At 65.9% G+C, this 24,296-nt stretch carries 23 protein-coding genes and 2 pseudogenes; 15 read left to right on the top strand and 10 right to left on the bottom strand.

From position 1 onward, the window contains the following. Positions 1–64 precede the first annotated feature (64 nt). Positions 65–1,012 carry a TauD/TfdA dioxygenase family protein gene (locus tag ACEOAB_RS17660; protein ID WP_235507940.1) on the top strand — a complete coding sequence of 316 codons (948 nt, stop codon included), beginning with the start codon at positions 65–67 and terminating at the stop codon, positions 1,010–1,012. Here ACEOAB_RS17660 and argC read toward each other — a convergent pair. Next, positions 981–1,919: an N-acetyl-gamma-glutamyl-phosphate reductase gene (gene argC / locus ACEOAB_RS17665; protein ID WP_413750129.1), complete on the bottom strand. Its 939-nt coding sequence runs from the start codon at positions 1,917–1,919 to the stop codon at positions 981–983. The two genes, ACEOAB_RS17660 and argC, sit on opposite strands and share 32 nt — an antisense overlap. A gap of 82 nt (positions 1,920–2,001) precedes the next feature. Between argC and ACEOAB_RS17670 the strand changes: the two are divergent. The 8 genes and pseudogenes from ACEOAB_RS17670 to ACEOAB_RS17705 all read left to right on the top strand — a co-directional run bounded on the left by ACEOAB_RS17670 (position 2,002) and on the right by ACEOAB_RS17705 (position 7,702). Then, positions 2,002–2,896: pseudogene (locus ACEOAB_RS17670) on the top strand (LysR family transcriptional regulator). A gap of 342 nt (positions 2,897–3,238) precedes the next feature. Next, positions 3,239–3,424, top strand: a pseudogene (locus ACEOAB_RS17675) (LysR family transcriptional regulator); the annotation flags it as partial. Positions 3,425–3,516: 92 nt separating this feature from the next. Continuing rightward, positions 3,517–3,912: an NAD(+)--rifampin ADP-ribosyltransferase gene (arr, locus tag ACEOAB_RS17680; protein ID WP_413750131.1), complete on the top strand. Its 396-nt coding sequence runs from the start codon at positions 3,517–3,519 to the stop codon at positions 3,910–3,912. A 257-nt stretch (positions 3,913–4,169) separates the two neighbouring features. After that, a complete protein-coding gene (locus ACEOAB_RS17685; protein ID WP_413750132.1) occupies positions 4,170–4,601 on the top strand; it encodes a hypothetical protein in 432 nt (143 codons plus the stop codon). A 104-nt stretch (positions 4,602–4,705) separates the two neighbouring features. Then, a complete protein-coding gene (locus ACEOAB_RS17690) occupies positions 4,706–5,242 on the top strand; it encodes a hypothetical protein (protein ID WP_413751254.1) in 537 nt (178 codons plus the stop codon). A gap of 129 nt (positions 5,243–5,371) precedes the next feature. Beyond that, positions 5,372–6,694: a DDE-type integrase/transposase/recombinase gene (locus ACEOAB_RS17695; protein WP_413751255.1), complete on the top strand. Its 1,323-nt coding sequence runs from the start codon at positions 5,372–5,374 to the stop codon at positions 6,692–6,694. 1 nt (position 6,695) lies between these two features. Then, positions 6,696–7,490, top strand: a complete 795-nt coding sequence (locus tag ACEOAB_RS17700; protein WP_495653010.1) for an ExeA family protein — start codon at positions 6,696–6,698, stop codon at positions 7,488–7,490. Next, positions 7,487–7,702, top strand: coding sequence for a hypothetical protein (locus ACEOAB_RS17705; protein WP_413751391.1), 216 nt, complete (start codon positions 7,487–7,489; stop codon positions 7,700–7,702). Before ACEOAB_RS17700 ends, ACEOAB_RS17705 begins: the two co-directional genes overlap by 4 nt. A gap of 486 nt (positions 7,703–8,188) precedes the next feature. Here the strand turns inward: ACEOAB_RS17705 and ACEOAB_RS17710 are convergent, their stop codons facing one another. From ACEOAB_RS17710 to ACEOAB_RS17730, 5 genes are all read right to left on the bottom strand, one after another. Beyond that, on the bottom strand, positions 8,189–8,560 hold the full coding sequence (locus tag ACEOAB_RS17710; RefSeq protein ID WP_413750342.1) for a hypothetical protein: 372 nt from the start codon (positions 8,558–8,560) through the stop codon (positions 8,189–8,191). A gap of 40 nt (positions 8,561–8,600) precedes the next feature. Then, positions 8,601–8,822: a hypothetical protein gene (locus tag ACEOAB_RS17715; protein ID WP_056591677.1), complete on the bottom strand. Its 222-nt coding sequence runs from the start codon at positions 8,820–8,822 to the stop codon at positions 8,601–8,603. 166 nt (positions 8,823–8,988) lie between these two features. After that, complete coding sequence (locus ACEOAB_RS17720; RefSeq protein WP_157610076.1) at positions 8,989–9,450, bottom strand: hypothetical protein; 462 nt, start codon at positions 9,448–9,450, stop codon at positions 8,989–8,991. Between the two features lie 227 nt (positions 9,451–9,677). Then, complete coding sequence (locus ACEOAB_RS17725) at positions 9,678–10,004, bottom strand: LapA family protein (RefSeq protein WP_200955417.1); 327 nt, start codon at positions 10,002–10,004, stop codon at positions 9,678–9,680. A gap of 28 nt (positions 10,005–10,032) precedes the next feature. Further along, positions 10,033–12,180: a glycoside hydrolase family 3 N-terminal domain-containing protein gene (locus ACEOAB_RS17730; RefSeq protein WP_413750341.1), complete on the bottom strand. Its 2,148-nt coding sequence runs from the start codon at positions 12,178–12,180 to the stop codon at positions 10,033–10,035. Positions 12,181–12,308: 128 nt separating this feature from the next. Here ACEOAB_RS17730 and ACEOAB_RS17735 point away from each other — a divergent pair, with 128 nt between their 5' ends. From ACEOAB_RS17735 to ACEOAB_RS17750, 4 genes are read left to right on the top strand one after another with little or no spacing between them, the layout of a single operon-like run. Continuing rightward, the gene (locus tag ACEOAB_RS17735) at positions 12,309–13,604 is read left to right on the top strand and encodes a glucoamylase family protein (protein ID WP_413750340.1); all 1,296 of its coding nucleotides are present in this window, start codon (positions 12,309–12,311) and stop codon (positions 13,602–13,604) included. Between the two features lie 8 nt (positions 13,605–13,612). Next, on the top strand, positions 13,613–14,983 hold the full coding sequence (locus ACEOAB_RS17740; protein WP_413750339.1) for a glycoside hydrolase family 15 protein: 1,371 nt from the start codon (positions 13,613–13,615) through the stop codon (positions 14,981–14,983). A 2-nt stretch (positions 14,984–14,985) separates the two neighbouring features. Beyond that, complete coding sequence (locus tag ACEOAB_RS17745) at positions 14,986–16,746, top strand: ABC transporter ATP-binding protein/permease (protein ID WP_413750338.1); 1,761 nt, start codon at positions 14,986–14,988, stop codon at positions 16,744–16,746. A gap of 8 nt (positions 16,747–16,754) precedes the next feature. Further along, the gene (locus tag ACEOAB_RS17750) at positions 16,755–19,034 is read left to right on the top strand and encodes a CocE/NonD family hydrolase (RefSeq protein ID WP_495653011.1); all 2,280 of its coding nucleotides are present in this window, start codon (positions 16,755–16,757) and stop codon (positions 19,032–19,034) included. A 4-nt stretch (positions 19,035–19,038) separates the two neighbouring features. On the opposite strand, the gene ACEOAB_RS17755 is transcribed toward ACEOAB_RS17750, so the two are convergent. Both ACEOAB_RS17755 and ACEOAB_RS17760 read right to left on the bottom strand, forming a co-directional pair. Continuing rightward, a complete protein-coding gene (locus ACEOAB_RS17755; RefSeq protein ID WP_413749452.1) occupies positions 19,039–20,676 on the bottom strand; it encodes an alpha-amylase family glycosyl hydrolase in 1,638 nt (545 codons plus the stop codon). 75 nt (positions 20,677–20,751) lie between these two features. Then, positions 20,752–21,156 (bottom strand): RidA family protein, encoded by a 405-nt coding sequence (locus tag ACEOAB_RS17760; protein ID WP_413749451.1) that lies wholly within the window; start codon positions 21,154–21,156, stop codon positions 20,752–20,754. Between the two features lie 132 nt (positions 21,157–21,288). Here ACEOAB_RS17760 and ACEOAB_RS17765 point away from each other — a divergent pair, with 132 nt between their 5' ends. After that, positions 21,289–22,215, top strand: coding sequence for a LysR family transcriptional regulator (locus ACEOAB_RS17765; RefSeq protein ID WP_413749450.1), 927 nt, complete (start codon positions 21,289–21,291; stop codon positions 22,213–22,215). Here the strand turns inward: ACEOAB_RS17765 and ACEOAB_RS17770 are convergent. Continuing rightward, entirely contained in the window at positions 22,210–22,956 is a 747-nt protein-coding gene (locus tag ACEOAB_RS17770) for a tRNA-uridine aminocarboxypropyltransferase (protein WP_413749449.1), read from the bottom strand. The genes ACEOAB_RS17765 and ACEOAB_RS17770 overlap by 6 nt on opposite strands. 30 nt (positions 22,957–22,986) lie before the next feature. Between ACEOAB_RS17770 and ACEOAB_RS17775 the strand changes: the two genes are divergently transcribed. Continuing rightward, positions 22,987–23,253 carry a helix-turn-helix domain-containing protein gene (locus ACEOAB_RS17775; protein WP_413749448.1) on the top strand — a complete coding sequence of 89 codons (267 nt, stop codon included), beginning with the start codon at positions 22,987–22,989 and terminating at the stop codon, positions 23,251–23,253. On the opposite strand, the gene ACEOAB_RS17780 is transcribed toward ACEOAB_RS17775, so the two are convergent. Beyond that, entirely contained in the window at positions 23,250–24,284 is a 1,035-nt protein-coding gene (locus ACEOAB_RS17780) for an RNA methyltransferase (protein ID WP_413749447.1), read from the bottom strand. The two genes, ACEOAB_RS17775 and ACEOAB_RS17780, sit on opposite strands and share 4 nt — an antisense overlap. Positions 24,285–24,296: the final 12 nt, after the last annotated feature.

Raw genomic sequence — 24,296 nt, forward strand, 5'->3', positions numbered from 1 at the left:
CTGCGCGAATCGAGCCCGGGATTCCGCTCGTTGAATTGCATCAATAGATTGAATGGAGACAAAAATGTCATTAAGCATTGCAGATGAGATGGCTTCGCAGTGGACACCTGTCGAATCGAGCCCGGCCATGAAGCACGCTCTCGAAGGATTGCCCTCGGGCTGGAAGACCCGTCGATTGGCCCCGTCGCTCGGTCTGGAGTTGCAGGACCTGTTTCTGCCGGATCTCGATGACGACGGCATTGCCAGGATTCGCGCGCTGCTGTTGGCTTTCCGAGTGCTGGTCATTCGGCGTCAGCCTGTCTCCGCCGCACAGCATGTGGCGTTCGCTCGAAAGTTCGGCCATCTCGAGACGCAAAATCCGCTGCTGGCCGCCAACGCGGAATTCCCCGAACTTGTTCAACTCAAGTCTTCCCGGGAAAGAAAGGGCGCCGAGAACCTCTTTCACTCCGACACCGCGTTCTACGAGAAGCCTTCGATGGGTTCGATTCTTCGTTGCATCAAGTGCCCGGAAGTTGGAGGAGACACCATCTTCTGCAACATGGTTCAGGCTTACGCCGGGTTGCCGGAGGAGGTCAAGCGGAAGATCGACAGCATGGTGGCCGTCAATGACATCAATGTCGCGTTGTTCAAAAAGATGGATCCGAACGAACGTGCCGCATATCGGGATCGACATCGTTCTGTGGAACATCCGGTGGTCATCACGCATCCTGAAACCGGGGAGCTGATCCTGTACGTGAACGAAATCCACACCACGCACATCGCCAACTACCGGGAAGTTCTGGGCTCGGATTGGGGCATGGATACACCGACCCAGATTCGCGAGTTGTTCGACTTGCTCGTGCGTCAGGCCAAGATTCCGGAATACCAGGTGCGTGTGCACTGGGAGCCGGACACGATCGTCTTCTGGGACAACCGGGCAGTTCAGCACTACGCGGTGTCCGACTACTACCCCTCGGAACGTCACATGATGCGCGCGACCGTCATCGGCGATGTTCCGAAGCGGGTTCGATAGCGGCCATCAATCGCAGGTTCTGCACAGCCGCCCCCGCGGCCCCCTTCCCCAGGTTATCGAGAACCGCGCCCAAGACGATCTGACCTGTGCGCTCATTGCATGCAACGGCCAGACTCAGGTCGTTTGAGCCGTTGTGGACTTGCGGGTCCAGTTCGGTCATCGGCACGGCAGACGACATCGGCTGTACGTGAACGTGCGCCGCATCGCGGTATCGCTGCGCAAGGCATTCGTGGATGCGCATGCCCGAGGCATCAGAGGGAAGCATTCGCTCGTGCAATCCGATGGTGAGCACGATGCCCTGCCGGTAGCTGCCATAGGCCGGCACGAAGATGGGCCGCTCCGCCAAGCCGGCGTAGGCCTCGATTTCCGCCACGTGCTTGTGCTCGAGTGCAAGGCCGTAAACCTTCAACGAATGCGCTCCCGTCCCGGCCTCGTGCGCTTCCGCCCCCGCCCTGCCCTGACCCGAATAGCCTGAGACGGCATGGATGACAAGCGGATAGTCGGCGGGCAAGAGGCCCGCATCCGTCAACGGTCGCAGCAGGGCGACCGCAGCGGTGGGATAGCAGCCTGGATTCGTGACCCGCGCCGCCGAGGCAATGCGTTCGCCTTGCCGTGCATCGAGCTCGGGCAGGCCGTAGACCCAGCCCGGGCTGGTGCGGTGAGCCGAGCTGGCGTCGATAACGCGCACCGAAGGGTTCTCGATCATCGCCACCGCGTCGCGCGCCGCTGCATCGGGCAGGCAAAGGATGGCGATGTCGCACTCGTTGAGAGCGACCCGTCGGGCAGCCGCGTCCTTGCGCAGGTTCGTCGGCAATGTGCGGATGCGGAATTCCCCACCCCGGAGCCGGTTCTGCAAGTCAAGGCCGGTGGTGCCCTGATCGCCGTCGATGAAGATATTGAGGTCCATGGAGCGCGATCGTAGGCATCCGACCTCGATGGCTCCAGCTAAATATATGGAACCCAGGATTAAGAAAAGTTAAATTGGCGCCATGCGAGAACTGAGCCTCGACCATCTACGCACCCTTGTCGCCATCGCCGACCTCGGCTCCCTGGCCAATGCCGCGCGCGCCCTTCACCTGGCGGCGCCCACGGTCACCGTCCAGATCGCGGAACTGGAGTCGCGCCTGGGTGGCCAGTTGCTCGTTCGCGGGCGGGGGCCCGCGCAAGCGACCGCCTTGGGAGAGCGGTTCATCGCGCGTGCCCGCAGGCTGCTGGCCGACGCGGACGACGCAGTGGAGGACGTCCGACGCCAGCTCGCCGGCCAAACGGGCCGCGTCCGGGTTGGTGCCTCGACGGGTGCCATTGCGCATCTGCTGCCGCCCGCGCTCGGGCGCCTTGCCCGCAACCATCCCGGCATCGACGTGAACGTACAGGTGCTGACCTCCAACGAAAGCATGACCCGGCTCGCCGCAGGCGAGCCTGGACCTGGCGGTCGTGGCGCTGCCGCAGACACCCGTGCGGGGCGTCCATGTCACGCCCCTGCGGCGCGAGGCTGTCGTCGCCTTCCTGCCGGCGGACTGGAAGGCACCGAGGCGGCTGACTCCGCAGTGGCTGGCCCAGCAGCCGTTGATCATGAACGACTCCTCCACGCGTCTCTACAGGCTGACCGCGGAATGGTTCTCCGCGGCTGGCGTCCATTGCCGGCCGCGCATCGAGCTCAACTACAACGACGCGATCAGGACACTGGTCGCCGCGGGCTACGGAGCGGCTCTGCTCCCGGAGGAGTCGCACGAGCAGGCGCGCGACCCTCGCATCGCCATGCGTCCGCTCAGCCCGGCTCTATGGCGGCAGCTCGGTCTCGCGGTCAGCGACCGGGGCGCCAGCGGACCGACGCGTTTCGTCATGGACGCCTTGTTGCCTGAAAAGGGTTCAGCTGGCGGCTGAGCTGACCGCCCGATGTGCCTACGTTCAAGGAGGCCGTCGCACGCATCGCCTCAACCCCTGCCGCGGCACAACCCGCCCCGGCCTGCCCTGCAGCTCGCAGTTCATGATTCCCGGCAACGGCTGCTCGGGTTTCTCGGGACAACCTGGAGCGCTCTCTGAAGCCTGAATACCCAGTCAGGCGGGGATAATTCTGAATATCTTTGTACTCACCGTCCGCAACCGCTATCGCCATGCCTTCGGGAATCAAGTTTTCGAACATGCCGGCCACGCTTGACCAGCACCCGAAACGGCAAGGGGGCCGGGGCGCGTAGTTCGGTTCAACCTTGGGCTGCAAATTCAAGCATGAACCTGCGACAGATCGAGGTATTCCGCGCGGTGATGATCACCGGCTCGGTGAGCGGTGCGGCGCGACTGCTCCACGTCTCCATTCCCGCCGTCAGCCGGCTGCTCTCGCATACCGAGAGCCGGCTGGGCTTCCTGCTCTTCGAACGGGTGAAGGGACGCCTGCATGCGACGGCGGAGGCGAAACATCCACACGGGGTCTTCACTCATGACGGCTCACGTGAAAATCGACCCGAGTAGACTCTGCGGCTTTCCGTTCTGCAGAGGAGCGACCCGCGATGGCTGTCTTGGACACCGGCCCTTACTTCCACGGCACGCGAGCGGACCTCCAGGTGGGCGGCTTGCTCACCGCAGGCTTCCGCTCAAACTACGACGGCCGCGTCGTCATGAACCACATCTACTTCACCGCCACGCCAAAAGGTGCCGGGCTGGCCGCCGAAATGGCGAGGGGCGACGGCCGTCGCCGCGTCTACATCGTCGAACCCACGGGCTCCTTCGAGGACGACCCCAACGTCACCGACAAGAAGTTTCCGGGCAATCCCACACGCTCGTACCGCAGCCGGGATCCGCTTCGGATCGTGGGCGAACTGGAGACCTGGGAGCTCTTTGACGCGGAGTACATCCAGCAGCTCAGGGAGCGCATACGCGTAGGCATGGGAGAGATCATTAACTGAATCCCGCCTGCCATGCCGCGCTGGGTAGCGATCGGAAATGGACTGGGTTGTTGAGCGCCTTGGACGCGTCGGCGCGACCGCTGTGCGGCAGAATCCGGCCAAGTGCGGGCATCCAAGTGTGTGAATCCGTTTGGGTCGCAAAGCCACCCAAACGGGTCGGATGCGCCGCAAGACTTCATTCGGACTTCATCAAGCGCGAATCCGCCCGCGATAGCCTGCGGCAGCAATTTCGCACTTTGCACGTAGGCACAACCCAAATGGCAAAAGCTCGACAAGTTGAGGGCAACCGAACGCCGATCTTGGCACGCCTGCTGGAGCCCCTTTGCGTGGCGATCTCTTGGTCCGCTCTGATCCTCGCGGCACCGATTTTTGTCATCGCGTTTTTTGATGCCACGCACCTGACGCATCGAATCAGCCCTTCTGAGCAAGATCACATCGAAATCGTGTCCCGTTACGCACGGACTTTCATCGATCAGAACAAGAGGCTCCCGGACCTCGACGAGTACCAAAATTGGGTGGTCGCCACTGACAAACAGCAAGGGACACGTCTCGATGGGCTCGGGTACTCCTTGCACACGGAATGCGCGAAAGAGGTCAGGGACTTCTGTGTGGGTTTCTTGGTGTTATGTCCGTCGTTGTTCCGGGCCTGCGGTCGCCGGGTGTCCTTTGGACTTTTAGAGCCGACTTGAGAATGCAGCCTGTTCAAGGCCGGGACAAGGCGCAAACAAGATAGGCCGGTTCTCCTTTGTTATCGTGAAGTTACCAAGCACCACGAAGCAACTGAGACCAGCCTATGCAGCGGATTCTAGCGAGCATCACCAGCCTCGAACAACACGCTCAGGCCTTGGCCGAAGGTGGTGAGGCTTACCGCCCGACAGCGTGCCCGCACTGCCGGCATGGCGGGCTGTGGCGACACGGTTGCTATCACCGCAAGGCCGATCGCGGCGCGGGTCGCGGCGAGTCGCTCAATCCGGTGGCGGTGCTGCGCTTCCTGTGCCGGGCATGCGAGCGCACGTGCTCGCGGCTGCCGGCATGCATCGCGCCTCGGCGCTGGTATGACTGGGCCGTGCAGCAGGTGGTGTTGTTGCTCGTGTTGAGTGGCTGCTCGGTGCACCGTTGCGCGGTCTGCACGTGCCGTGATCGCCGCACCGTGCGGCGCTGGAGGGACTGGCTGCGGGGTCGCAGCGAGGGCTTTGCCTTCTTCCTGCGTAGCCGGTTCCCGGAGTTCGGACGATTCGCCGATCACGAATCGTTCTGGCGCAACGTGATCAACAGACTGTCGCTGCAGCAGGCCATGGCCTGGCTGGACCGGGACCTGATCGTCCCGTGATGAGTCGCCCCTGAATCGCGCGCGGACAGCGCAGGCCCCGCCCGGGCGGGGCCCCCACACACTTTGCCCCCTGCCGTCGCAGACGGATCGCCGCTGTCATCGGACCTCCACAACCTGAAGGTGCATGACATGAAGCAAATCGATCCCAAGGCCTTGTTCCGGCTGTCCGTGCTGGGGCCACTGGTCAGCCGCGAACGACTCGAGCGTGGCGAGTTGCAGCAGGTGATCCGCGAACTTGCGCAGCGCGAGTACGCCATTCCCCAGTCGCAGCGCCGCCATCTGGGCGAGAAGACCATCCAGGCTTGGTACTACGCATGGCGCCGCGAGGGCATCAATGGGCTGGAACCCAAGATCCGTGCGGACCGCGGTCAGTCCAAGATCGCGCCGGCGATCCAGGAGGCGGTGCTGGCGGCCAAGCGGGACAATCCGCGGCGCTCGATCCGCCAGATCCTGCGTTTGCTCGAAGTCGCCGGAATCGTGGCGAGCCAGAGTCTGTCGCGCTCGGCGATTCATCGGCTGCTGCACCGGCACGGCCTGTCGCAGATGGCCGGCTCGGCCAGCCTGCCCGAGGAGAAGCGCAGCTTCACAGCCGAGTTCGCCGGCTCGATCTGGTACGGCGACGTGATGCACGGCCCGCGTGTTCCCGTCAAGGGGCAGCTGCGCAAGACCTACATGGTGTCGCTGATCGACGATGCCTCGCGACTGGTCGCGCACAGCGCGTTCTGCCTGGGCGAGACCGCGCTCGATGTCCAAGGGGTGCTCAAGCAAGCGCTGTTGCGTCGTGGAGTGCCAACCAAAATCGTTGTCGACAATGGCGCCGCTTACCGGGCCCACACCCTGCAGGGCTTGTGCGCTCGGCTGGGCATCCATCTCATCTTCTGCCGCCCTTATGCCCCAGAGGGAAAGGGGAAACTCGAGCGCTGGCATCGGACATGTCGGGATCAATTCCTCACGGAGATTGACGAGCGCCACATCACGAGCCTGGGCGATCTCAATGCCCGTCTGTGGGCCTGGCTTGAGCAAATTTACCACCAGACGGCGCACGGCGGCCTCGGTGGCATGACGCCGCTGGCGCGCTACCAGCGCGACCTGCCCAGGATCCGCAGCCTGGGTGCCAAGGCCGCTCATCTCGATGCGCTGTTCCACCACCGGGTGCCGCGCTTCGTGAGGAAGGACGGCACGGTGTCCTATCTGGGCCGGCGCTTCGAGGTGCCCTATGAGCTCTCGGGCAAGACCGTCAGGCTGGTGGTCGATCCGCACGCCGAGCGTGTCGTGGGCGTCGAGGACGAGGCTGGTGCATCGCTGGGCAGCGCCACCGAGCTCGATCAACTCGCCAACCAGCACCGCACCCGGCGCAAGCCCGACCCCGACGTGGCCACAGGCAGTGTGCGCAGTGGTCCCAACCTGGTGGAGATCGCCCTGGCCCAGTACCACGGCACGAAGGAGCAATGACATGTACCTTCAGCACTTCGGCTTGCGCCACCCGCCGCTGGGCAAAGATGTTGCCCAGCCCTGGGATGACGGCGCCCTGGAACAACTCACCCAGCGCTTCAACTGGCTGCTGCAATCGCCGGGCATCGGCCTGCTCACCGGCGAGCCCGGCGTGGGCAAGACTGCCGCCCTGCGCAGCCTCACGCGCGCGCTCAACCCGCACCGCTACCTGGTGCTCTACCAGGCCGAGACCGACTTCGGGCGCGTGGACATCTACCGCGGCCTGGCGCGCGCCCTGGGGATCGAGCCCAGCTACCGGCGCGCCCAGCTCTGGCGCGACATCAAGCAGCGCGTGCACGAACTGGTCGACACCAAGCAGGTGACGCCGTTGTGGATCATCGACGAGGCGCAGAACCTGCCGTGCGAGTTCTTCCGCGACTTCCCCGCGTTCCTGAACTTCGCCTTCGACTCGCGCGACCTCATCACCGTCTGGCTCGTCGGGCATGTGGCATTGGCGCAGATGCTCGAGCGTGCGCCGTATGCCGCGCTGTACAGCCGCATCCAGGCCCGCGTCCAGCTCAAGCCCGTGGTGGAGCGCGAACGCTTCGCCGCGCTCATCGAGCACGCCCTGACGAGTGCCGGTTGCCAGCACACCGTCGTCTCCACCTCGGGCATGGAAATCCTGCGCCAGGCCTCCAAGGGCCTGCCCCGGCAGGCCGGGCGCATCCTGTGCACCGCCATGCGACTGGCCGTGCCCAAGGGGCTCAACCATCTGCCGGACGAGGTCCTGCAACTGGCCATCGCGGAGCTGCAATGAAGAAAGCCTCAACACCAAAGAGGTTCGACGACGTGCCGCTGCCCAGGCTCAGCGACGATGCCGCCGTCGAGATCTACCACTTCCTCGAATACCTCTTCGATCTCTTCGAAGCGCGCTACGGCGATCAGATCAGCCGCTTCTACGAAGACCGCTCCAGGCACAACCTCGTCGAACCAGACCCGAACCTCGAACTCGACGACCCGCCGTTCTGAGGTCCCCGCCAACTTGCTCATCAACGCCGCCAGCTTGACCGCCGGCGGCGTTGCTCATGGTGCCTCGCGAGTGCCTGCGATCACGCCCGACCGGTCGACCGCTGACCACCTTCGTCTCACCTTCCTCGCGGTCCGCGTCCGGGCTATGCGAGCCCGGGACGCCACCCTCCGATCGGCCTCACTTAGCGCGGGACCGGCTCTCGAAACTATCGTGGGACGTAACACTTGGCTGACGATGTCTGGGTGACCTACAGGTCAGGACAGGCAAGCCCTGCGGAGGCGGCGATCGATGGCCGTCTGGGCGAGGCATGGCTCGAAGGAGGTGCCTTTGCGGGACTGCTGGCCATCGCCGTTTTCTTCAGGCGGGCAGCCAGTGTCAGGCGGAGGCCTCCGCAAATTGAATGACTTCTTCAGAGATGCTGCTATGTCTCTTGTGGGCCCACAAGAGACATTGAGCTTTCTCCAAAGCCGACGTTCACGGTTGCTTCAACTCTGAACCCACGGTTCTTGACGCAGGCCTGAAATGTTCTTGTCCCGTGCCAGTTTCCAGAGTCGCAGCGCATCGTCAAAGGTCACGCGATGCAGGTGCAAAGCGGGGACAAGCTCGTCCTCGTAGTCCGCATCAGTCCACTGTTCGAGCACGACATCTCCGTGGCGGTAGACGTAGACAACGAACATCGGCCCCTCGTCGCTTCCGAAGCGAAGGAAGGCGCCACGATGCTCCTCGTAGTCGGCTTCTGTCAGCTGAGGATGGTCTTCGATGAAGACCTGTTTGAGGGCGTCTTCCAAGTCGCCGTCAGATGGGTCGCGAATGTCGCCGCCAAATCGGCGACTGAGGATAAGAAACGATTCACTCAAGCAATGTCTCCTGATGGCCGGATGCGGCCCTGCACCGACACTACACCGACTCCAGATAGCAGCTCAGAATTTGGGCCTTCCGATAAAGGTCAGGCCCCGATACATCTTCCTGAGGTTCATCGAACTCGACCCAGTAGTAGTTCTCTGGCCCCATCACCGTCTGAACCGGTTCCGCTTCACTACAGATGGTCCCCAGGAAGGTGGCCTTCCAGCCGCCGCTGGCAGCCACATAGACGCGAGCATAAAGGTCGAAAACTTTCATCAAAATCCTACTAGGCAGCCGGAGCAACCGTCGTCAACGTCTGTAAGTGACCGACTGTAGGCTGTCCCTCTGCGGTCGTGAGTGAGCCCAATACGATCTTCTTGTCTATAAGACTTCAATCAAGCACCCTCGCGTTCGGCGCGACCGACGTTGGACGGCCTTAATATCAATCTGCTCTGACAGATTTACGACGACGGATTTGAAGAGCCAACACCGCACGGTCGATGCTCAACAATCCAAGAAACATCGCGATCGCGCTCACCACGGTCATGCTCAGCATTGACGGGATGGCATCACCATAGCAATCTCGTTCCAACAGAAACGACATCAGGTGTTCGTATCTCAAAACGATATGTAATGCCCCAATCAAGACGCCGATTGCTAGCAATATCGAAGTGATCGCATACAGGACGACATAGGCAAGGCGACTTGGCCAGCGCCCGCAAAAGGGAAGGCACCAAGAGGACACCCCCAGCCACCCGATTGATCCCAGGATCAATAAAGGAGTGGCTAGGGGGTAAACGAAGTCTTGAGTAGCGGCGCACGGGTCCCGGGATTGTGTGACGCTACCCAGCAGGAACAGATGACAGGCGAATAGCACGGCGGCGCATAAGGGCTTAGTGAGCATGGTCAAAAGATAGTGGCCGGGCTGGATCCTTCGCCGGAAAAGACAAAGCCTCATGATGCGAAAGTGAGGTCAGTAGTTCTGGGTCAACTAGGCGGCCGTTGTCCGACTACCGATGTCTCTAGCAATGACCTTCGCACCGAACATATGTGGCTTGCCCATATGGCTGTTGATGGGCGAAGGGTGGCGAAGTTGTGAGTGTCAGGTTCTGGCCGGTAGCCGCCTCGTGGCTATTTTGACTTTGACGTCTCGGCCCGCGTCTTCACGAACTCGACAATTGCCTTCGAATCGTTGAGGACGCTATCGGGCTTCGACGTAGGCGGCGGCGTGAGCTGTTCAATAACTCGAATGCGGCGCACCACAAGCTCGTCAATCTCCAGCCGGCGGATTCGAGCACGGCCCACAAAGAGTCGACCGATGGACAGGGCTCCGACGGCCAGGGCACCGAGGGCCACAGCACCAATCAGGATGGAGCCCAATGCGGCCGTACCGATGGCGTGTGCGCCCGTTGCGGTCGCCGGCAAGGCTCGTGCAGACTTTGATGGCATCGAGTTCATCGAAACTCCTTGTGGAACGGCGGAGGTTTCAACCCAATTCAACGGTCCGACGCAGCAACACCGATTGCTCCGCACTCGGCCCGACAAGGATCTCCACCTCGCCCGCCTCGAACAAGGGCTGCAGGTCCGGTCCGAGGTAGCGCAGCTCGGCCGCCGGCAACTCCAGTTCGACCGCGCCGGCTTCGCCGGGCATCAATCGCAGCTTCGCGTAGCCCTTGAGTTCCAGCAGCGGCCGGGTGACACGGCTCACCTTGCCGCGCACGAACAGGAAGACGGTCTCTTCAGCCTCGCGCACGCCGACGTTGCTCAGCCTGACGCTGATCTTCAGCGCGTCCTGCTCGCGCACGCGCCGCGGCTCGACCTGGAGCTCGTCGTAGCTGAACCGGCCGTAGGTCAGGCCGTGGCCGAAGGCATACAGCGGCGTGTTGTCGACGTCTTGGTACTTGCTCGTGAAGTAGTCGGCGGGATTCATCGGTCGACCGGTGGGTCGCTGGCCGAAGTGGATCGGCACCTGCCCGACGGCGCGCGGCCAGCTCATCGGCGTGCGGCCGCCGGGCGATGCCCGGCCTGTGACCACATCGGCGATCGCATGGCCGGCTTCGACGCCGAGGAACCACGCAGCCAGCAGCGCATCGACGTGTTCGGACAGCCACGGGACGACGAGCGGACGCCCCGAAAACAGGATCGCGACGACGGGGATGCCGAGCGCGCGTGCACGGGCCGTCACCGCTTCGGCCAGAGCCTGCTGCCGACCGGGAAGCGCGGGCGTGGCGCGGCTCGCCGCCTCGCCGCTCATCGTGGCGCACTCGCCCAGGCACAGCAAAACGGCGTCGGCGCCCTCGCACAGCGCGACAGCAGCTTCGATGCCGCTGTCGTCGTCGCTCTCGATGGCGACGCCCGGTGCGTGGCGTATGTCGGTCTGCGGCAGTGCGGCGCGCAAGCCGGCAAGCACGCTGACGGCCGGCTCGTGTTCGCCGGCACCCCACCACGGGCCTTTCATCTCGGTGTTCGCGTCAGCCAGCGGGCCGAGGACGCACAGCGCCTTGGCCGCCGCAGGCAAGGGCAAGGTGTCACGCTCGTTCTTCAGCATGACGATGGCCTTGCGCGCGGCGTCGCGGGCCACGGCGCGTCGCTCGGCGACAACCACCGCGGGCTCCGGTGTCGCGCCGCGGCGATAGGGGTCGTCGAACAGGCCGAGCTGCTCCTTGAGCCGCAGCACGCGGCGCACGCTGGCGTCGATCTCTTCGATCGTCACCCGCCCCTGCTCGAGCGCGAGCGGCAGGCCCTTGCGGTATGCGTCGGCCATCATGTCGATGTCGACGCCGGCCTTCAGCGCCAGCACCGCGGCATCGACGAGATCGGCGGCAACGCCGTGCTTGATCAATTCCGCGATCGCGTTGTAGTCGCTGACGATGACGCCGTCGAAGCCCATCTCGCCGCGCAGCCAGTCGCGCAGCAAGGGAATGTGCGCCGTCATCGGCACGCCGTTGAGATCGGTGAAGGCGGGCATCAGCGTCGCGACGCCGGCGCGTACGGCCGCCGCGAAACCCGGCAGATGCACTTCGCGCAAGGTGCGCTCGGAGATGTCCACGGCGGCGTACTCCCGCCCCGCGGCGACGCCGCCGTACGCGACGAAATGCTTCGCACAGGCGGCCAGCGATTCGGCCGACGACAGGTCCGTGCCCTGGAAGCCGCGCACCTTGGCCTGCGCGATGCGCGCGTTGAGCCAGGGGTCTTCGCCGGGTCCTTCCGCGGTGCGGCCCCAGCGGGGATCGCGCGATACGTCGAGCATCGGCGCGAAGGTCATCGCCAGGCCTTCGGCAGCGCCTTCGCGCGCGGCCTCGCGCGCCGTGCGCTCCCATAGCTCGTCGTCGAAGGTGCCGGCCTCCGCGAGCGGGATCGGAAAGAGCGTGCGATGGCCATGGATGATGTCCAGGCCGATCAGCAGCGGAATGCCGAGCCGGGACTTCTCGACGGCCAGCCGCTGCATCTCGTGCGTGGGGCCGGCACCGACCATGTTCAGCAGGTTGCCGACGGTGCCGTCGATGATCGACTGCGTGGAGTCTCCCGCAAGCACCGGTCCGGTGACCGTGTAGCTGGAGGCGGTCATCGTCAGTTGACCCAGTTTTTCGGCCAGCGTCATCCGGGCCATGAGGGAATCGATGCGACTCATCATCAGGGATTTCGAATAGAACCCAGGGGCCCTAATGATGGCATGCTGCGGGGGAGCCGTCGGCCGCGTGGCGCCGATGATTCAGTAAAAACCAAACGCGACACCCGGGGCGACAACGAAAGGAGCCGTTCGTGCAGAAGGATGACAGGAACCCGAGGGCACTGGCTGCCCTGCCCGATGAAGCCTTGATCGACGCCGTGCAGCGGCAGACCTTCCGCTATTTCTGGGACGGTGCGGATGCCGCCAGCGGCCTGGCTCTCGACCGCCGCACGCTCGTCGGCGCCACGGGCGAAGACCTGGCCGACGAGAGGGTCGCGATCGGCGGCACGGGCTTCGGCATCATGGCCCTGATCGTCGCGGTGGAGCGCGGCTGGGTCACGCGAGACGCAGCGCTGGAGCGCCTGGGGCGCATGCGCGACGCCCTCTTCCGCGCCAGGCGTTACCACGGCGCCTTCCCGCACTTCATGGACGGGGCGAGCGGCGCGACGATCCCGATGAGCCCGAAGGATGACGCGGGCGATCTGGTCGAGACCTCGTTCCTCTGCATGGGTCTGCTCTGTGCGCGCCAGTACTTCAACGATGACACGGCCATGGCGCGCCGGCTGCGCGCCGACTTCGACACGCTGTGGCACGAGGTCGAGTGGGACTGGTTCACCCATGGCGGGCAGGATGTTCTGTACTGGCACTGGAGCCCGAACCACGGCTGGGCGATGAACCATGAGGTGCATGGCTGGAACGAGTGCCTCATCACCTACTTCCTGGCCGCGGCCTCGCCGAGCCATGCGATCGATCCGCGGGTCTACCACCGCGGCTACGCTTCCGGGCCCGACTTCCTCAACGGCAAGCAGTACTACGGCATCGAGATGCCGCTGGGCTCGGCGTACGGCGGCCCGCTGTTCTTCACGCATTACTCGTTCTGCGGCCTCGATCCGCACGGCCTGAAAGATCGCTACGCCGACTACTGGGACCTGAACACCCGCCACGTACGGATCAACCGCGCGCACTGCATCGCCAATCCCAAGGGCTACCCGGGCTACGGCGAATCGTGCTGGGGCCTGACCGCCAGCGACGACCCCGACGGCTATCTCGCGCACGATCCGAACAACGACAACGGCACCATCTCGCCGACGGCCGCACTGGCCAGCCTGCCGTATGCGCCGGCCGAGGCGATGCAGGTGCTGCGGCATTTCCTCACCGTGCATGGCACGCGCGTGTGGCGGGACTACGGCTTCGTCGATGCGTTCTGCGAGGCGCGTGGCTGGTTCGCAAACACCTTTCTTGCCATCGACCAGGGCCCGATCGTCGTGATGATGGAGAACCATCGCACGGGTCTTCTGTGGAAGCTGTTCATGAGCGTGCCCGAAGTGCAAGCCGGGCTGCGCCGCCTGGACTTCAGCAGCCCGCATCTCGGGTCGTCCGCACTGTGACTGTCGGCATGGCGAGTCGGCAAGACCCGGCGTTCGAGTCCTGGCTCGACGGGCAGCTCTCCCATTCGGCGAGCGCGATGCTGTCCAGCATCTCGCCGGTGTCGATCGTCAAGCATCGCCCAGGCTTCGGCCAGACCATACGACCGGTCGCCGGCGCCATCGTCGCCTCGCCCGTGCTCGGCAATTACGACCCTGACCCGGACTACTTCTTCCATTGGTTCCGGGACTCCGCTGTCGTCATCGATGCGCTGCGCCTGCTCTACGTCGAGCGACGCATCGGCGCCGAAGCCCTGCAGCATCTGCGCGACTTCATCCGCTTCAGCCTTGCCTTGAACGAACTCGACGGCCGCGCGATTGCCGCGGTGCAGGACCGCAGGGCGCGCGTGCCCCCCGAACTCCTGCAGTACCTGCGAGAGGACCATGAGCTCGCGAGCGTCCACGGCGATGCAGTCGCCGCCGAGACGCGGGTGAACCCCGACGGCACACTCGATGTCCTGCGCTGGGCGCGCCCCCAGCACGACGGGCCACCGCTGCGTGCGCTGGCGCTGCTGCGCTGGGTGGCCGGCGGGCACCTCGACGCGGCCCTGCTGGCCGAGGTCGCGCCGCTGATCCGCTTCGACCTCGGCTTCACGCTGCGCCACTGGCGCGAGCCGTCGTTCGACATCTGGGAGGAGGAAAGCGGCCATCACTACTACACGTTGCGCGTCTCGGCAGCCGCGCTGGCCGAAGGCGCGGCATGGCTGGAGGGCCTGGGCGACGCGGCGCAGGCGCGGCGCTGCCGGGAAGAATCGAAGGCCGTGCTGCGCCTGCTCGATGGCTACTGGGTCGATGAGGGAGGCGCGACGCGCGGCTACTACCGTTCGCGCGAGCTGACCGATGGCCGGCCCAGTCCGAAGGCGCTGGACATCGCGGTGATTCTGTCGGTGATCCACAGCCTCGGCACCGAGGCCGCGCACAGCCCGGCCGATGTGCGCATGCAGGCCACGCTGGCGCGGCTCGACGCACTGTTCGATGCGGCCTATCCGATCAACCACGGCGGTGCCGCCGGCCGTGGCACGGCGATGGGCCGGTACGCCGGCGACGTGTACTGCTCGGGCGGCGCGTATTACTTCTCGACGCTCGGCGCCGCCGAGTTCTGTTTTCGCGCCGCGGCGCTGGGCGGCGATGCACGCCATGGGAACCAGTGGATGGAGCGCGGCGACGCCTACCTCGCCACCGTGCGCGCGTACACGCCGGCCGGCGGTGATCTGTCGGAACAGTTCGATCAGAACAGCGGCGCGCAGACCTCGGCTAAGCAACTGGCCTGGAGCCACGCTGCGTTCATTTCGTGTGTCTCGGCGCGCCGCATCGCGCTCGCCGTCTCTCAGGCGCCGCGGTAACGATGAACGCAAGGCCAGGCGACCCTGTCGAACCGGCTGCAAGGGCCGGCGTCTTCCGCCAGGTCGGCGAGCTGCTTGGCGCCTTGCGCGTATCCCCCGTCGCGAAAACGCTTGTGGCGCTGATGGGCGCCATCGTCGTGGTCGTCGCGCTCACGGCGTATGGGCAGATCGAGCTCAACAGCTGGAACAAGCCGTTCTACGACGCGATCTCGCGCCGCGACCTGAGCGAATTCATCGTGCAGGTCGGCGTCTTCGCGGTGATTGCGGGCGTGCTGCTGGTCCTGAACGTCGCGCAGCGGTGGCTCGGCGAAACCCTGCAGCTGAAGCTGCGCGAGGCGGTAGTCAGTGACCTCGTGGGCCTGTGGCTGCAGCCGCGCCGGGCGTTCTGGCTCCAGGCCAGCGGCCCGATGGGTGCCCATCCGGATCAGCGCATGCACGACGACACGCTGAAGCTGTGCGATCTGTCGGTCACCCTCGGCGTGGGCCTGCTGCAGGCCACGATGCTGTTCGGCAGCTTCGCGAGCGTGCTGTGGGTGCTCTCCAAGGACTTCAGCATCTTCTTCGACGGCCAGGACCATGTGTTGCCGGGCTTCATGTTGTGGGCGGCGATTGTCTATGCGGTGGCCGGCTCGCTGGTCACCTACTGGGTCGGCAACGGCCTGATCTCGCGCAACGCCGAGCGCTACGCGCGTGAAGGCGAACTGCGCTTCTCGCTGACGCGCATCAACGAGCATCTGGACGGCATCTCCCTGGCCGGCGGCGAGGCCGATGAGAAGCGTCGCGTCGCCATGCATTTCGGCGACGTGCTGCGCGCCACGTCGCGCGTGGTGCTCGGGCTGACCAACCTGACCTGGGTCACCGCGGGCTTCGGCTGGATCACCATCATCGCGCCGACGCTGGTGGCCGCACCGCTGTATTTCTCGGGCAAGGTTTCGTTCGGTGGCCTGATGATGGCTGCCGCGGCCTTCACGCAGGCGCAATCGTCGCTGCGCTGGTTCGTCGACAACTTCAGCATCATTGCCGACTGGCGCGCCACGCTGCTGCGCGTCACCGACCTGCGCCGGATGCTGGCGTCCGATCTGGAGGCACGGGCGAGCGGCAGTCGCATCGCCTATGAGGAGGGCGAAGGCGGGACGCTCGCGGTCGAAGCGCTGGAGGTTCGCTCCTGGAGCGGCCACGATCGGCTGAACGTCTCGGGCCTGGTCGTGCAGCGCGGCCAGCGCGTGCTGATCCTCGGCACGCCGGGCACCGAGAAGACCTTGCTGTTCCGCTCGCTCGCGGGCCTGTGGCCCTGGGGCTCGGGCACCGTGCGCCGGCCCGGCGGCGAGACGATCCACTACATGCCGCGCGGCACGCCCTACATTCCCCGCGGCACGCTGGCCGAGGTGCTGTCGTATGCGATGGAGCCGACGACCTATCCCAGAGATGCCATGGTGGCCGCGCTGGCGAGCGTGGGCCTCCAGCGCCTGGAAGCCTTGCTCGACAGGACGGGCCGCTGGGAGAGCGAGCTCAGCATGGACGAGCAGCTGCGGCTGGGCTTCGCCCGCGTGGTGCTGCAGGCGCCGCCCTGGCTGGTGATGGACGAGGCCTTCGGCGCATTCGACGACGACACGCTCGAACTCATCATCGGCGTGCTGGGCAAGCTCACCCACACGGGCATCATTCACATAGGCTCGGCCGGCGAGGCGCACGACCGGCTGTTCACGCAGGTGGTTCATCTGGTCAAAGCGCCGCACGCCGTGCCCGAGGAGCAGCGACCATGAGACGCCCCGTGTCAACCGTCAGCCGTGCGCGCCGCGCCCTCATGCGGCTGGCTCTTGCGCTGCCCGCCTGGCCCACCGGGTCGCGGGCGGCTGATTTCGGCTTCCGGCCGCCGCGCGACCCGGACGATGCCGCCGCGGCGGACCTGATGCGGGACTTGGCCGAGCGCATCCTGCCGGTGTACCAGGACGCGGACACCGACTCCTTCCTGGCCAACGTCACCGCCCTGCAGATCGTCAGCGGCGCCTACCGTGCGGCCTACGACAGCAGCCGCGCCCTGCGCGACCGGCGCCAGGGCAAGCCCTTCGACGGCCTGGTCGAGCGTGCGATCCTCGATGGCATCTATGCGAATGCGCGCATGCTCGAGGCGGACGGGCGCCTCGGCTTCGCCGAAGCCTACGCGCGCTCGTTCCATGAGCTGGTGTCGCCGCTCGACAACGCGCAGGCCCAGGCCATCATGGCGAGGCTCGAGATTCCGCCGGCCACGTACAGGGAGCCGCTGCGCCAGGCCTTCGATCTCTGGCGCGCGAAGGGCAGCCTCCCGGAGGCCGAGGCCCTGGCGCTCGTGCGAACCTGGCTTTCGTACCAGTCGCGCCGCAGCTTCAGTGCGCTGCTGCCCGAACTGTTCGCCGCGCAAAACGGCAGCCGCTACGTGGCGGAGGCCGACGTCAGGATTCCCGTGCGGGGCGGCGTCATCCATGCCAGCGTGGTCCGACCCGGCCGCATGGATGGCGCGCTGTCTACGCTGCTGCGCTTCACGCTCGACCCGGCCGAGGACGACGCCAGGCGCAGCGCCGCCAGGGGCTACGTCGGCGTCACGGCCTACGTGCGCGGACGCACGCCCGACGGCAAGGGCGCCGTGTGGCCCTTCATTCGCGACGGCGAAGATGCCGCCGCCGTCATCGACTGGATCGCCCGGCAGGCGTGGAGCGACGGCCGCGTTGCCATGCTCGGCGATGGCTACTCCGGCTACGCCGCGTGGGCCGCCGCGCGCAGGAGGCCGGCGGCACTCAAGGCCATCGCCACCATCGCGCCGATGGCACCGGGCATCGACTTCCCGATGGCCGGACAGATCTTCCGCAACGCCATGGTCCGCTGGGCGCAGGAGCACGCGGATGCCGAGCCCCTGCAGGCCGGCATCGATGCCGACGCCGGCCCGGACGCGGTATGGCAGGCACTCGACGCGCGCTGGTATCGCGGCAATCGCCCCTACTGGGACATCGACCGCGTCCTGCTGGGCAAGCGCAGCAGGCTGATCCGAGCCTGGCTGACGCACCCGAGCCACGACCGCTACTGGCAGAAGTTCCTGCCGTCGGCGGAGCAGTTCGCGCGCATCGACATCCCGGTGCTCAGCTTCGCCGGCTACTACGGCGCCGACGCCGGCGCGCTCTACTTCCACCACGAGCATCTTCGCAACCGGCCGCAGGCCGACACCACGCTGCTGCTCGGCCCCTACGACGCGACCTCGATCCGCCGCGGCACGGCGCCAACGCTGCGCGGCTACACGCTGGACCCCGTCGCGCGCGTCGACCTGCCCGAGCTGCGCTACCAATGGCTCGACCACATTCTGAAGGGCGCGAACAAGCCTGCTCTGCTGCTGGATCGCGTCAACTACCAGCTGATGGACGCGGACCAGTGGCGCCATGTGCCGACGCTGGACGCGCCGGAGCGCACCCGGCTGCGCCTCTATCTCGACACCGATGGGCGCGACGCCCCGCACCGCCTGTTGCCGTCGCCCTCCGAAGGCGGTGGCAGCGCGCGGCTCTCGGTCGACCTCGCCGATCGGCGCGATGTGAGCATGCCGTGGCCCGACGCTCTGCGCGTGAAGGAAGTGCCGACGCGCAACGGCATCAGCTTTGTCAGTGACCCGCTGCCTGCGGACACCGAGATCGCCGGCAGCCTGCGCGGCGTGTTCGACATCACGCCCTCGCGGCAGGACATGGACTTCAACATCTCGCTGTACGAGCAGACGGCAAGCGGCGAATTCCAGCTGCTGTTCGACCCCTACGACTTCCGCGCCAGCTACGCCGGCCATCGCGTGCGCCGCCGGCTTCTTCGGGCCGGCGAGCGTCAGCTGCTGGCCTTCACCACCGAGCGTGTCACCGCTTGCAGGCTTGCGGCGGGCAGCCGCATCGTGCTGGTGATCGGCATCAACAGGCGCCCCGACCGGCAGGTCAACTACGGCAGCGGCAAGGACGTGAACTCGGAAACCATTGCCGACGCGAAGTGGCCCGTGCGCGTGCGCTGGCATGCGCGCAGCTACGTCGAGATCCCGACCGGCAAGCCTTGATTTTTCATCGTGTCGTCGGGCCCTTGTCGTTCGCCGAGCCGATGACGACGCCTTCGCAAGGCGCCAGCACCAGCGGCCCTTCGATCGATTCGGCGCGCACAGGATCGGTCGATGCCAGCACGATCGGCTGGCGCGGCACCAGCGCCGGCGGCACGGGCGCCGGAGTGGCGCCGAAGTTCAGTATCACCACCAGCCGCTGTCCCTCGCTCTCGCGCGCATAAGCGAGCATCTCGTCCCCGGCTTCGAGCGCTTCGTAGCTGCCTCGGTGCAGCGCAGGCTGCGCGCGGCGCAACGCGATGAGGCGCCTGTAGAGCGCCAGCATGGAGTCCGGATCGTGCGACTGCGCTTCGACGTTGTGCATGCGCCAATCGGATGCGAGGCGCAGCCACGGGATTCCCGTCGTGAAGCCGGCGTGCGCCGCGGCGCTCCACTGCATGGGCGTTCTCTCCGGGTCGCGGCCCAGGCCCATGCCAGGCTTGTTCTTCTCGAACGGGTCCTGCACTTCGTCGGCGGGAATGGGGACGTCCATCATGCCGATCTCGTCGCCGTAGTAGAGCGTCGGCGTGCCACGCAGCGTGAGCAGCAGCATGGCCGCGAGCCGCGCCATCCGTGGCCCGACGCGGCTTGCAATGCGGGACCTGTCGTGATTGCCCAGCACCCAGTTCGGCTGCGCGCCGGAGGGCAAGGCGGCTTCGTAGTCGCGCACCACGCGGTCGATGCGCGCGGCCTGCCACTCGGTCCCGATCAGCTGGAAGTTGAAGGGCAGCTGCACGCCCTCGAGCACGCCCATGGCGTTGAGGCCGTAGTAGGCGACCAGGCGCGCGAGCGGCAGGTAGAGCTCGCCGATGAGCACGCGCGACAAGCGCGCATCGCTGAACTCGTCGACCACGCGGCGCATCTCGGCAACGATCGGCTGCACCTCCGGCAGGTCCGTGTTGTGAAGCATCGTCAAGCGCAGGAACGGGTCCTGCCCTTCGACGAAATCCGGATTCGGCGGGTTGTCGCGGAACTGCGCATCCTTGACGATCTGCGAGAGCACGTCGACGCGGAATCCGTCGACGCCGCGCCGAAGCCAGAAGCGCAGCACCTCGTACATCGCGGCGCGCACTTCGGGGTTGCGCCAGTTGAGGTCAGGCTGCTCCTTCAGGAACGAATGAGCGTAGTACTGGCCGGTGACCGCATCGAGGGTCCAGGCGGGGCCGCCGAAATTGCCGAGCCAGTTGTTGGGTGGCCCGCCGTCGGGCGCCGGGTCGCGCCAGATGTACCAGTCGCGCCGCGGATCGCTGCGTGCGCTGCGGCTTTGCACGAACCACGGATGGCGGTCCGACGTGTGGTTGGGCACGAAGTCCAGGATGAGCTTGAGCCCCTTCGCGTGGGCCTCCTGCACCAGTGCATCGAAGCCATCGAGCGTGCCGAAGCACGGATCGATGTCGCAGAAATCTGAGATGTCGTAGCCGAAGTCGGCCATCGGCGAGGGATAGATCGGCGAGATCCAGACGGCATCGACGCCGAGCGAGACCAGATGATCCAGCCGGGCGCGGATTCCGTCGAGGTCTCCGATGCCATCGCCGTTGCTGTCCTGGAACGAACGCGGGTAGACCTGATAGACGATTCCGCACTTCCACCAGTCGTCAGCTGACATCTTGATTCCCTCATGCTTGGCTTCGAGCGGGGCCATTGTCTCCAGAAACCGTGCGGCCCATGGCGAGCGCCAGGCTCAGCCCTCACCGTTTTCCGGCAGCCTCGCAATCACCTTGATCTCGAACTTGAATCCGTAGAGCCACGTCACCCCGATCCCCGTCAGCGTCGGGTGCGGCGCACTGCCCCAGTATTCCGGCACCACCTTCCAGACCGTCTCGAAGTTCGACTCCGGATCGACGATGAACACCGTGACGTCGACCACGTCGTCGAACGTGCAGTTCGCCGCCGCAAGGATCGCATTCAGGTTCTCGAACGCCAGCCGGACCTGCGCCTCCAGATCGGGCTCCGGCGAGCCATCGGGGCGGCTGCCGACCTGCCCCGACACGAACAGGAAACCGTTGGACCGGATCGCCGGCGAGTAGCGATTCTTTTCGTAGAGCGCCTGGCGCCCGGGCGGAAAAACGACGTCGCGCTGAGTCATGGATGGATGGCCTTCTCGAAGAAATAACGATGAAGGGACTTTAGGGAGCCGCGCCTTCCGGATAAACGGGCAAGGCCAACAATCACTGTTTGCAGAACCCAAACAATCCGCGAATCCGCAGGAGCAGCACCCATGGACCGTTTCGATGCAATGCAGGCTTTCGCCCGCGTGGTGGAAGCAGGCAGCTTCACCAAGGCGGCCGAGACGCTTCACATGAGCAAGACCAGCGTGACGCAGCTGGTGCAGCAGCTCGAAGCGAGGTTGCGCGTGAAGCTGCTCAACCGCACGACGCGCAAGGTCAACGTCACGGCCGACGGCGCGGCCTACTACGAGCGCGTGGTGCGCCTGCTGGCCGACATGGACGATGCCGAGACCAGCCTCTCGGGCGCCTCGGCATCGCCCAGGGGCCGGCTGCGCGTGGACGTGCCCAGCCCGCTGGCGCGCACGATCCTGGTGCCGGCGCTGCCCGCCTTCCACGCGCGCTACCCCGACATCCAGCTCGACATGGGCGTGAGCGATCGCATGGTGGACCTGATCGGCGAGAACGTGGACTGCGTGGTGCGCGGCGGCGAACTCACCGACCAGTCGCTCATGGCGCGCCGCGTGGGCGATCTGCAGCTTGGCGTGTATGCGGCGCCGAGCTACCTGGAACTCGCCGGCACGCCCTCGCACCCGAGGGAGCTGGAAGACACGCATCACCGCATCGTGGGCTTCCTGTGGTCGCGCAACGGCAAGACCTTTCCGTACGCCATGCGCCGCGATGGCGAGCACATTGGGGTGCAGGGCCGCTACGTGCTGTCGGTCGACGACGGCAATGCCTACCTCGCGGCCGGCCTGGCCGGACTCGGCATCCTTTGGCTGCCGGACTACTTGGCCAAGGCGCACTTGGCGAACGGCGAGCTGGTACCTCTGTTCGAGGGCTGGCAGCTGGACCCGATGCCGCTGTACATCGCGTTTCCGCCGAACCGGCACGTCAGCGCCAAGCTGCGCGTGTTCATCGATTGGGTGGCCGGGCTGATGGCGCTGCATGCGCCCATCAGCGGCCGGAGCGATTCATGAAAGCGGCATAGCGGACAGCTCGCGCAGCCGCTGATGCGCAGCCCCATCCCATGCAATGGGCTGCTGGTTCTTCGCATTCAGGTAGTGGTGCGTGAAGACCGCGAGGTAGGCCTCCAGCGTTTGCTCGGCGGCGTGTTCACCCGCCAGGTTCATGCACAGCGCGGCCACCTCGCTCGTGCAGAAATGATCGTCGCGGCCGGAGCGGCGCAGCTTGTATTGCGTGATCTGCTCCGGCTGCAGGCTCAGCACGGGCAGCAGGTCGAGGTAAGGGCTCCTGCTGAACATCTTGCGCGCCTCGGCCCAGGTCCCGTCGAACAGGATGAAGAGCGGGCGTTTTGCGGTGCCGCCACGGGCCGGGTCGGGCGACGAGACACTGGCGACCACCCGCTCGGGCGCCGCGTACTGCCCCGGGAACACCACGTACGGTTGCCATTGCGGATCGCTCAGCAAGGCCAGCAGCGCGGGGTCGGTGTCGGTGCGCATCCAGCCGAAGGCGAAGGTATCGGCCACCACATCGGCAATCAGCCAACCCGTGTTGGTCGGCTTGAGCGGCTCGATGTCGGCCATGAGCAGGCACACTCCCGCGCGTGTTGCTACCGACGGGCGCACTGCGCACATGCAGTGGCTGGGCACCAGCCGGCAGCCGGCGCAGCGCTCGCGCTTGAAGCCCCCGCGGGCCAGAAAGGGTTTGGCGCTTCGCGCCAGGCGCGCGGTGCGAAGGAGGGAAACGGCGTTGGGCATGCGGGGATTCTCTGCGGTGACAATGCGGAAATGGCCAAAGGCAAACGAATTTCCGCAGAGATCGGGGGCGACGCTATTCAAGCGATCAAGGAGCTGGGCGCTGCCGCCAAGCTGGCGCGCACGAGTGCCGGCGAGGGCCAGGCCGCCGCTGCCGCACGCCTGGGCGTTCACGTCCAGACCATCGCACGGATCGAGTCGGGCGAGCCAGGCGTCGCCATCGGGCATGTGCTCGGCATGCTGGCTCTTTACGGCATCTCGGCGAAGCTGCAGCACCCGGACGCGGGCGGGTCGGCCTAGCGCCGGTCTTCGGCCTTTCGAAACAGCACCTGCACTTCGGCTGCGCGCGCCCTCAACTGGCCGCATCCGCCGTCGACATCCTGGCCGGCTGAATTGCGCAGCTTCGTCAGGATGCCCCGCTCGTGCAGCGTGCGGGCCATCTGTTCGCAGCGCTCCCACGACGGGCGGCTGAACGCCACGCCATCGACCGCGTTGAAGGGAATCATGTTCAGCACGCCGTACTTGCCGGAGAGCAGTTTGACGATGCCTTCGATCTCGTCCTGCCCGTCGTTGACGCCTTCCAGCAGCGTCCACTGGTACTGGATCGGGTAGCCGGTGGCCCGCGCATAGCGCTCGCCTGCGGCGACCAGCTCTTCGGGCGTCATGTTCGGCGCGCGTGGCAGGAGCTTTCTGCGCAGTTCTGCCTTGGTCGTGTGCAACGAGAGCGCCAGCGCGGGCTTCACGCGTTCTTGGTGCAGCCTCTCGAACGCGCGTGGATCGCCCACGGTGGAGAACACCAGGTTCTTGTGGCCGACGTTGCCCACCGTGCCGAGCAGGTCGATCGCCTCCGTCACGTTGTCGAGGTTGTGGGCCGGTTCGCCCATGCCCATGAACACCACCTTGCGCACCGGCCGGCGCGTGCGCGCGAGGGCGACCTGGGCAATGATCTCGGCGCTTCCCACCTGGCGCAGCAAACCTTCACGGCCCGTCATGCAGAACTGGCACCCGACGGCGCACCCGACCTGCGAGGAGACGCACAGGCCATCGCGGGGCAGCAACACGCTCTCCACGGTCTGGCCGTCCGCGAGGGCGACGAGCAGCCGCTCCGAACCATCGGCACCGGGATGCACCGCGTGGATGCGCGCCAGCCCCGCAAGCTCGGCTTCGATGGACGGCAAGGCAGCCAGCAACGACGACGGGAAGAAGGTCCCCGGCAGGCGTCTGCCGCTGTCCCGGGGCAGCGCGTGGGACCACAGCCGCAGGATGCGTTGTTCGTGGCTGGGGCCGGCTCCGGCTTCGCGCAGTCGGCGTTTCAGTTCGTGGATTCGCATGCTGGGGCAGAT

This window comes from Variovorax sp. Varisp53 (assembly GCF_059491555.1).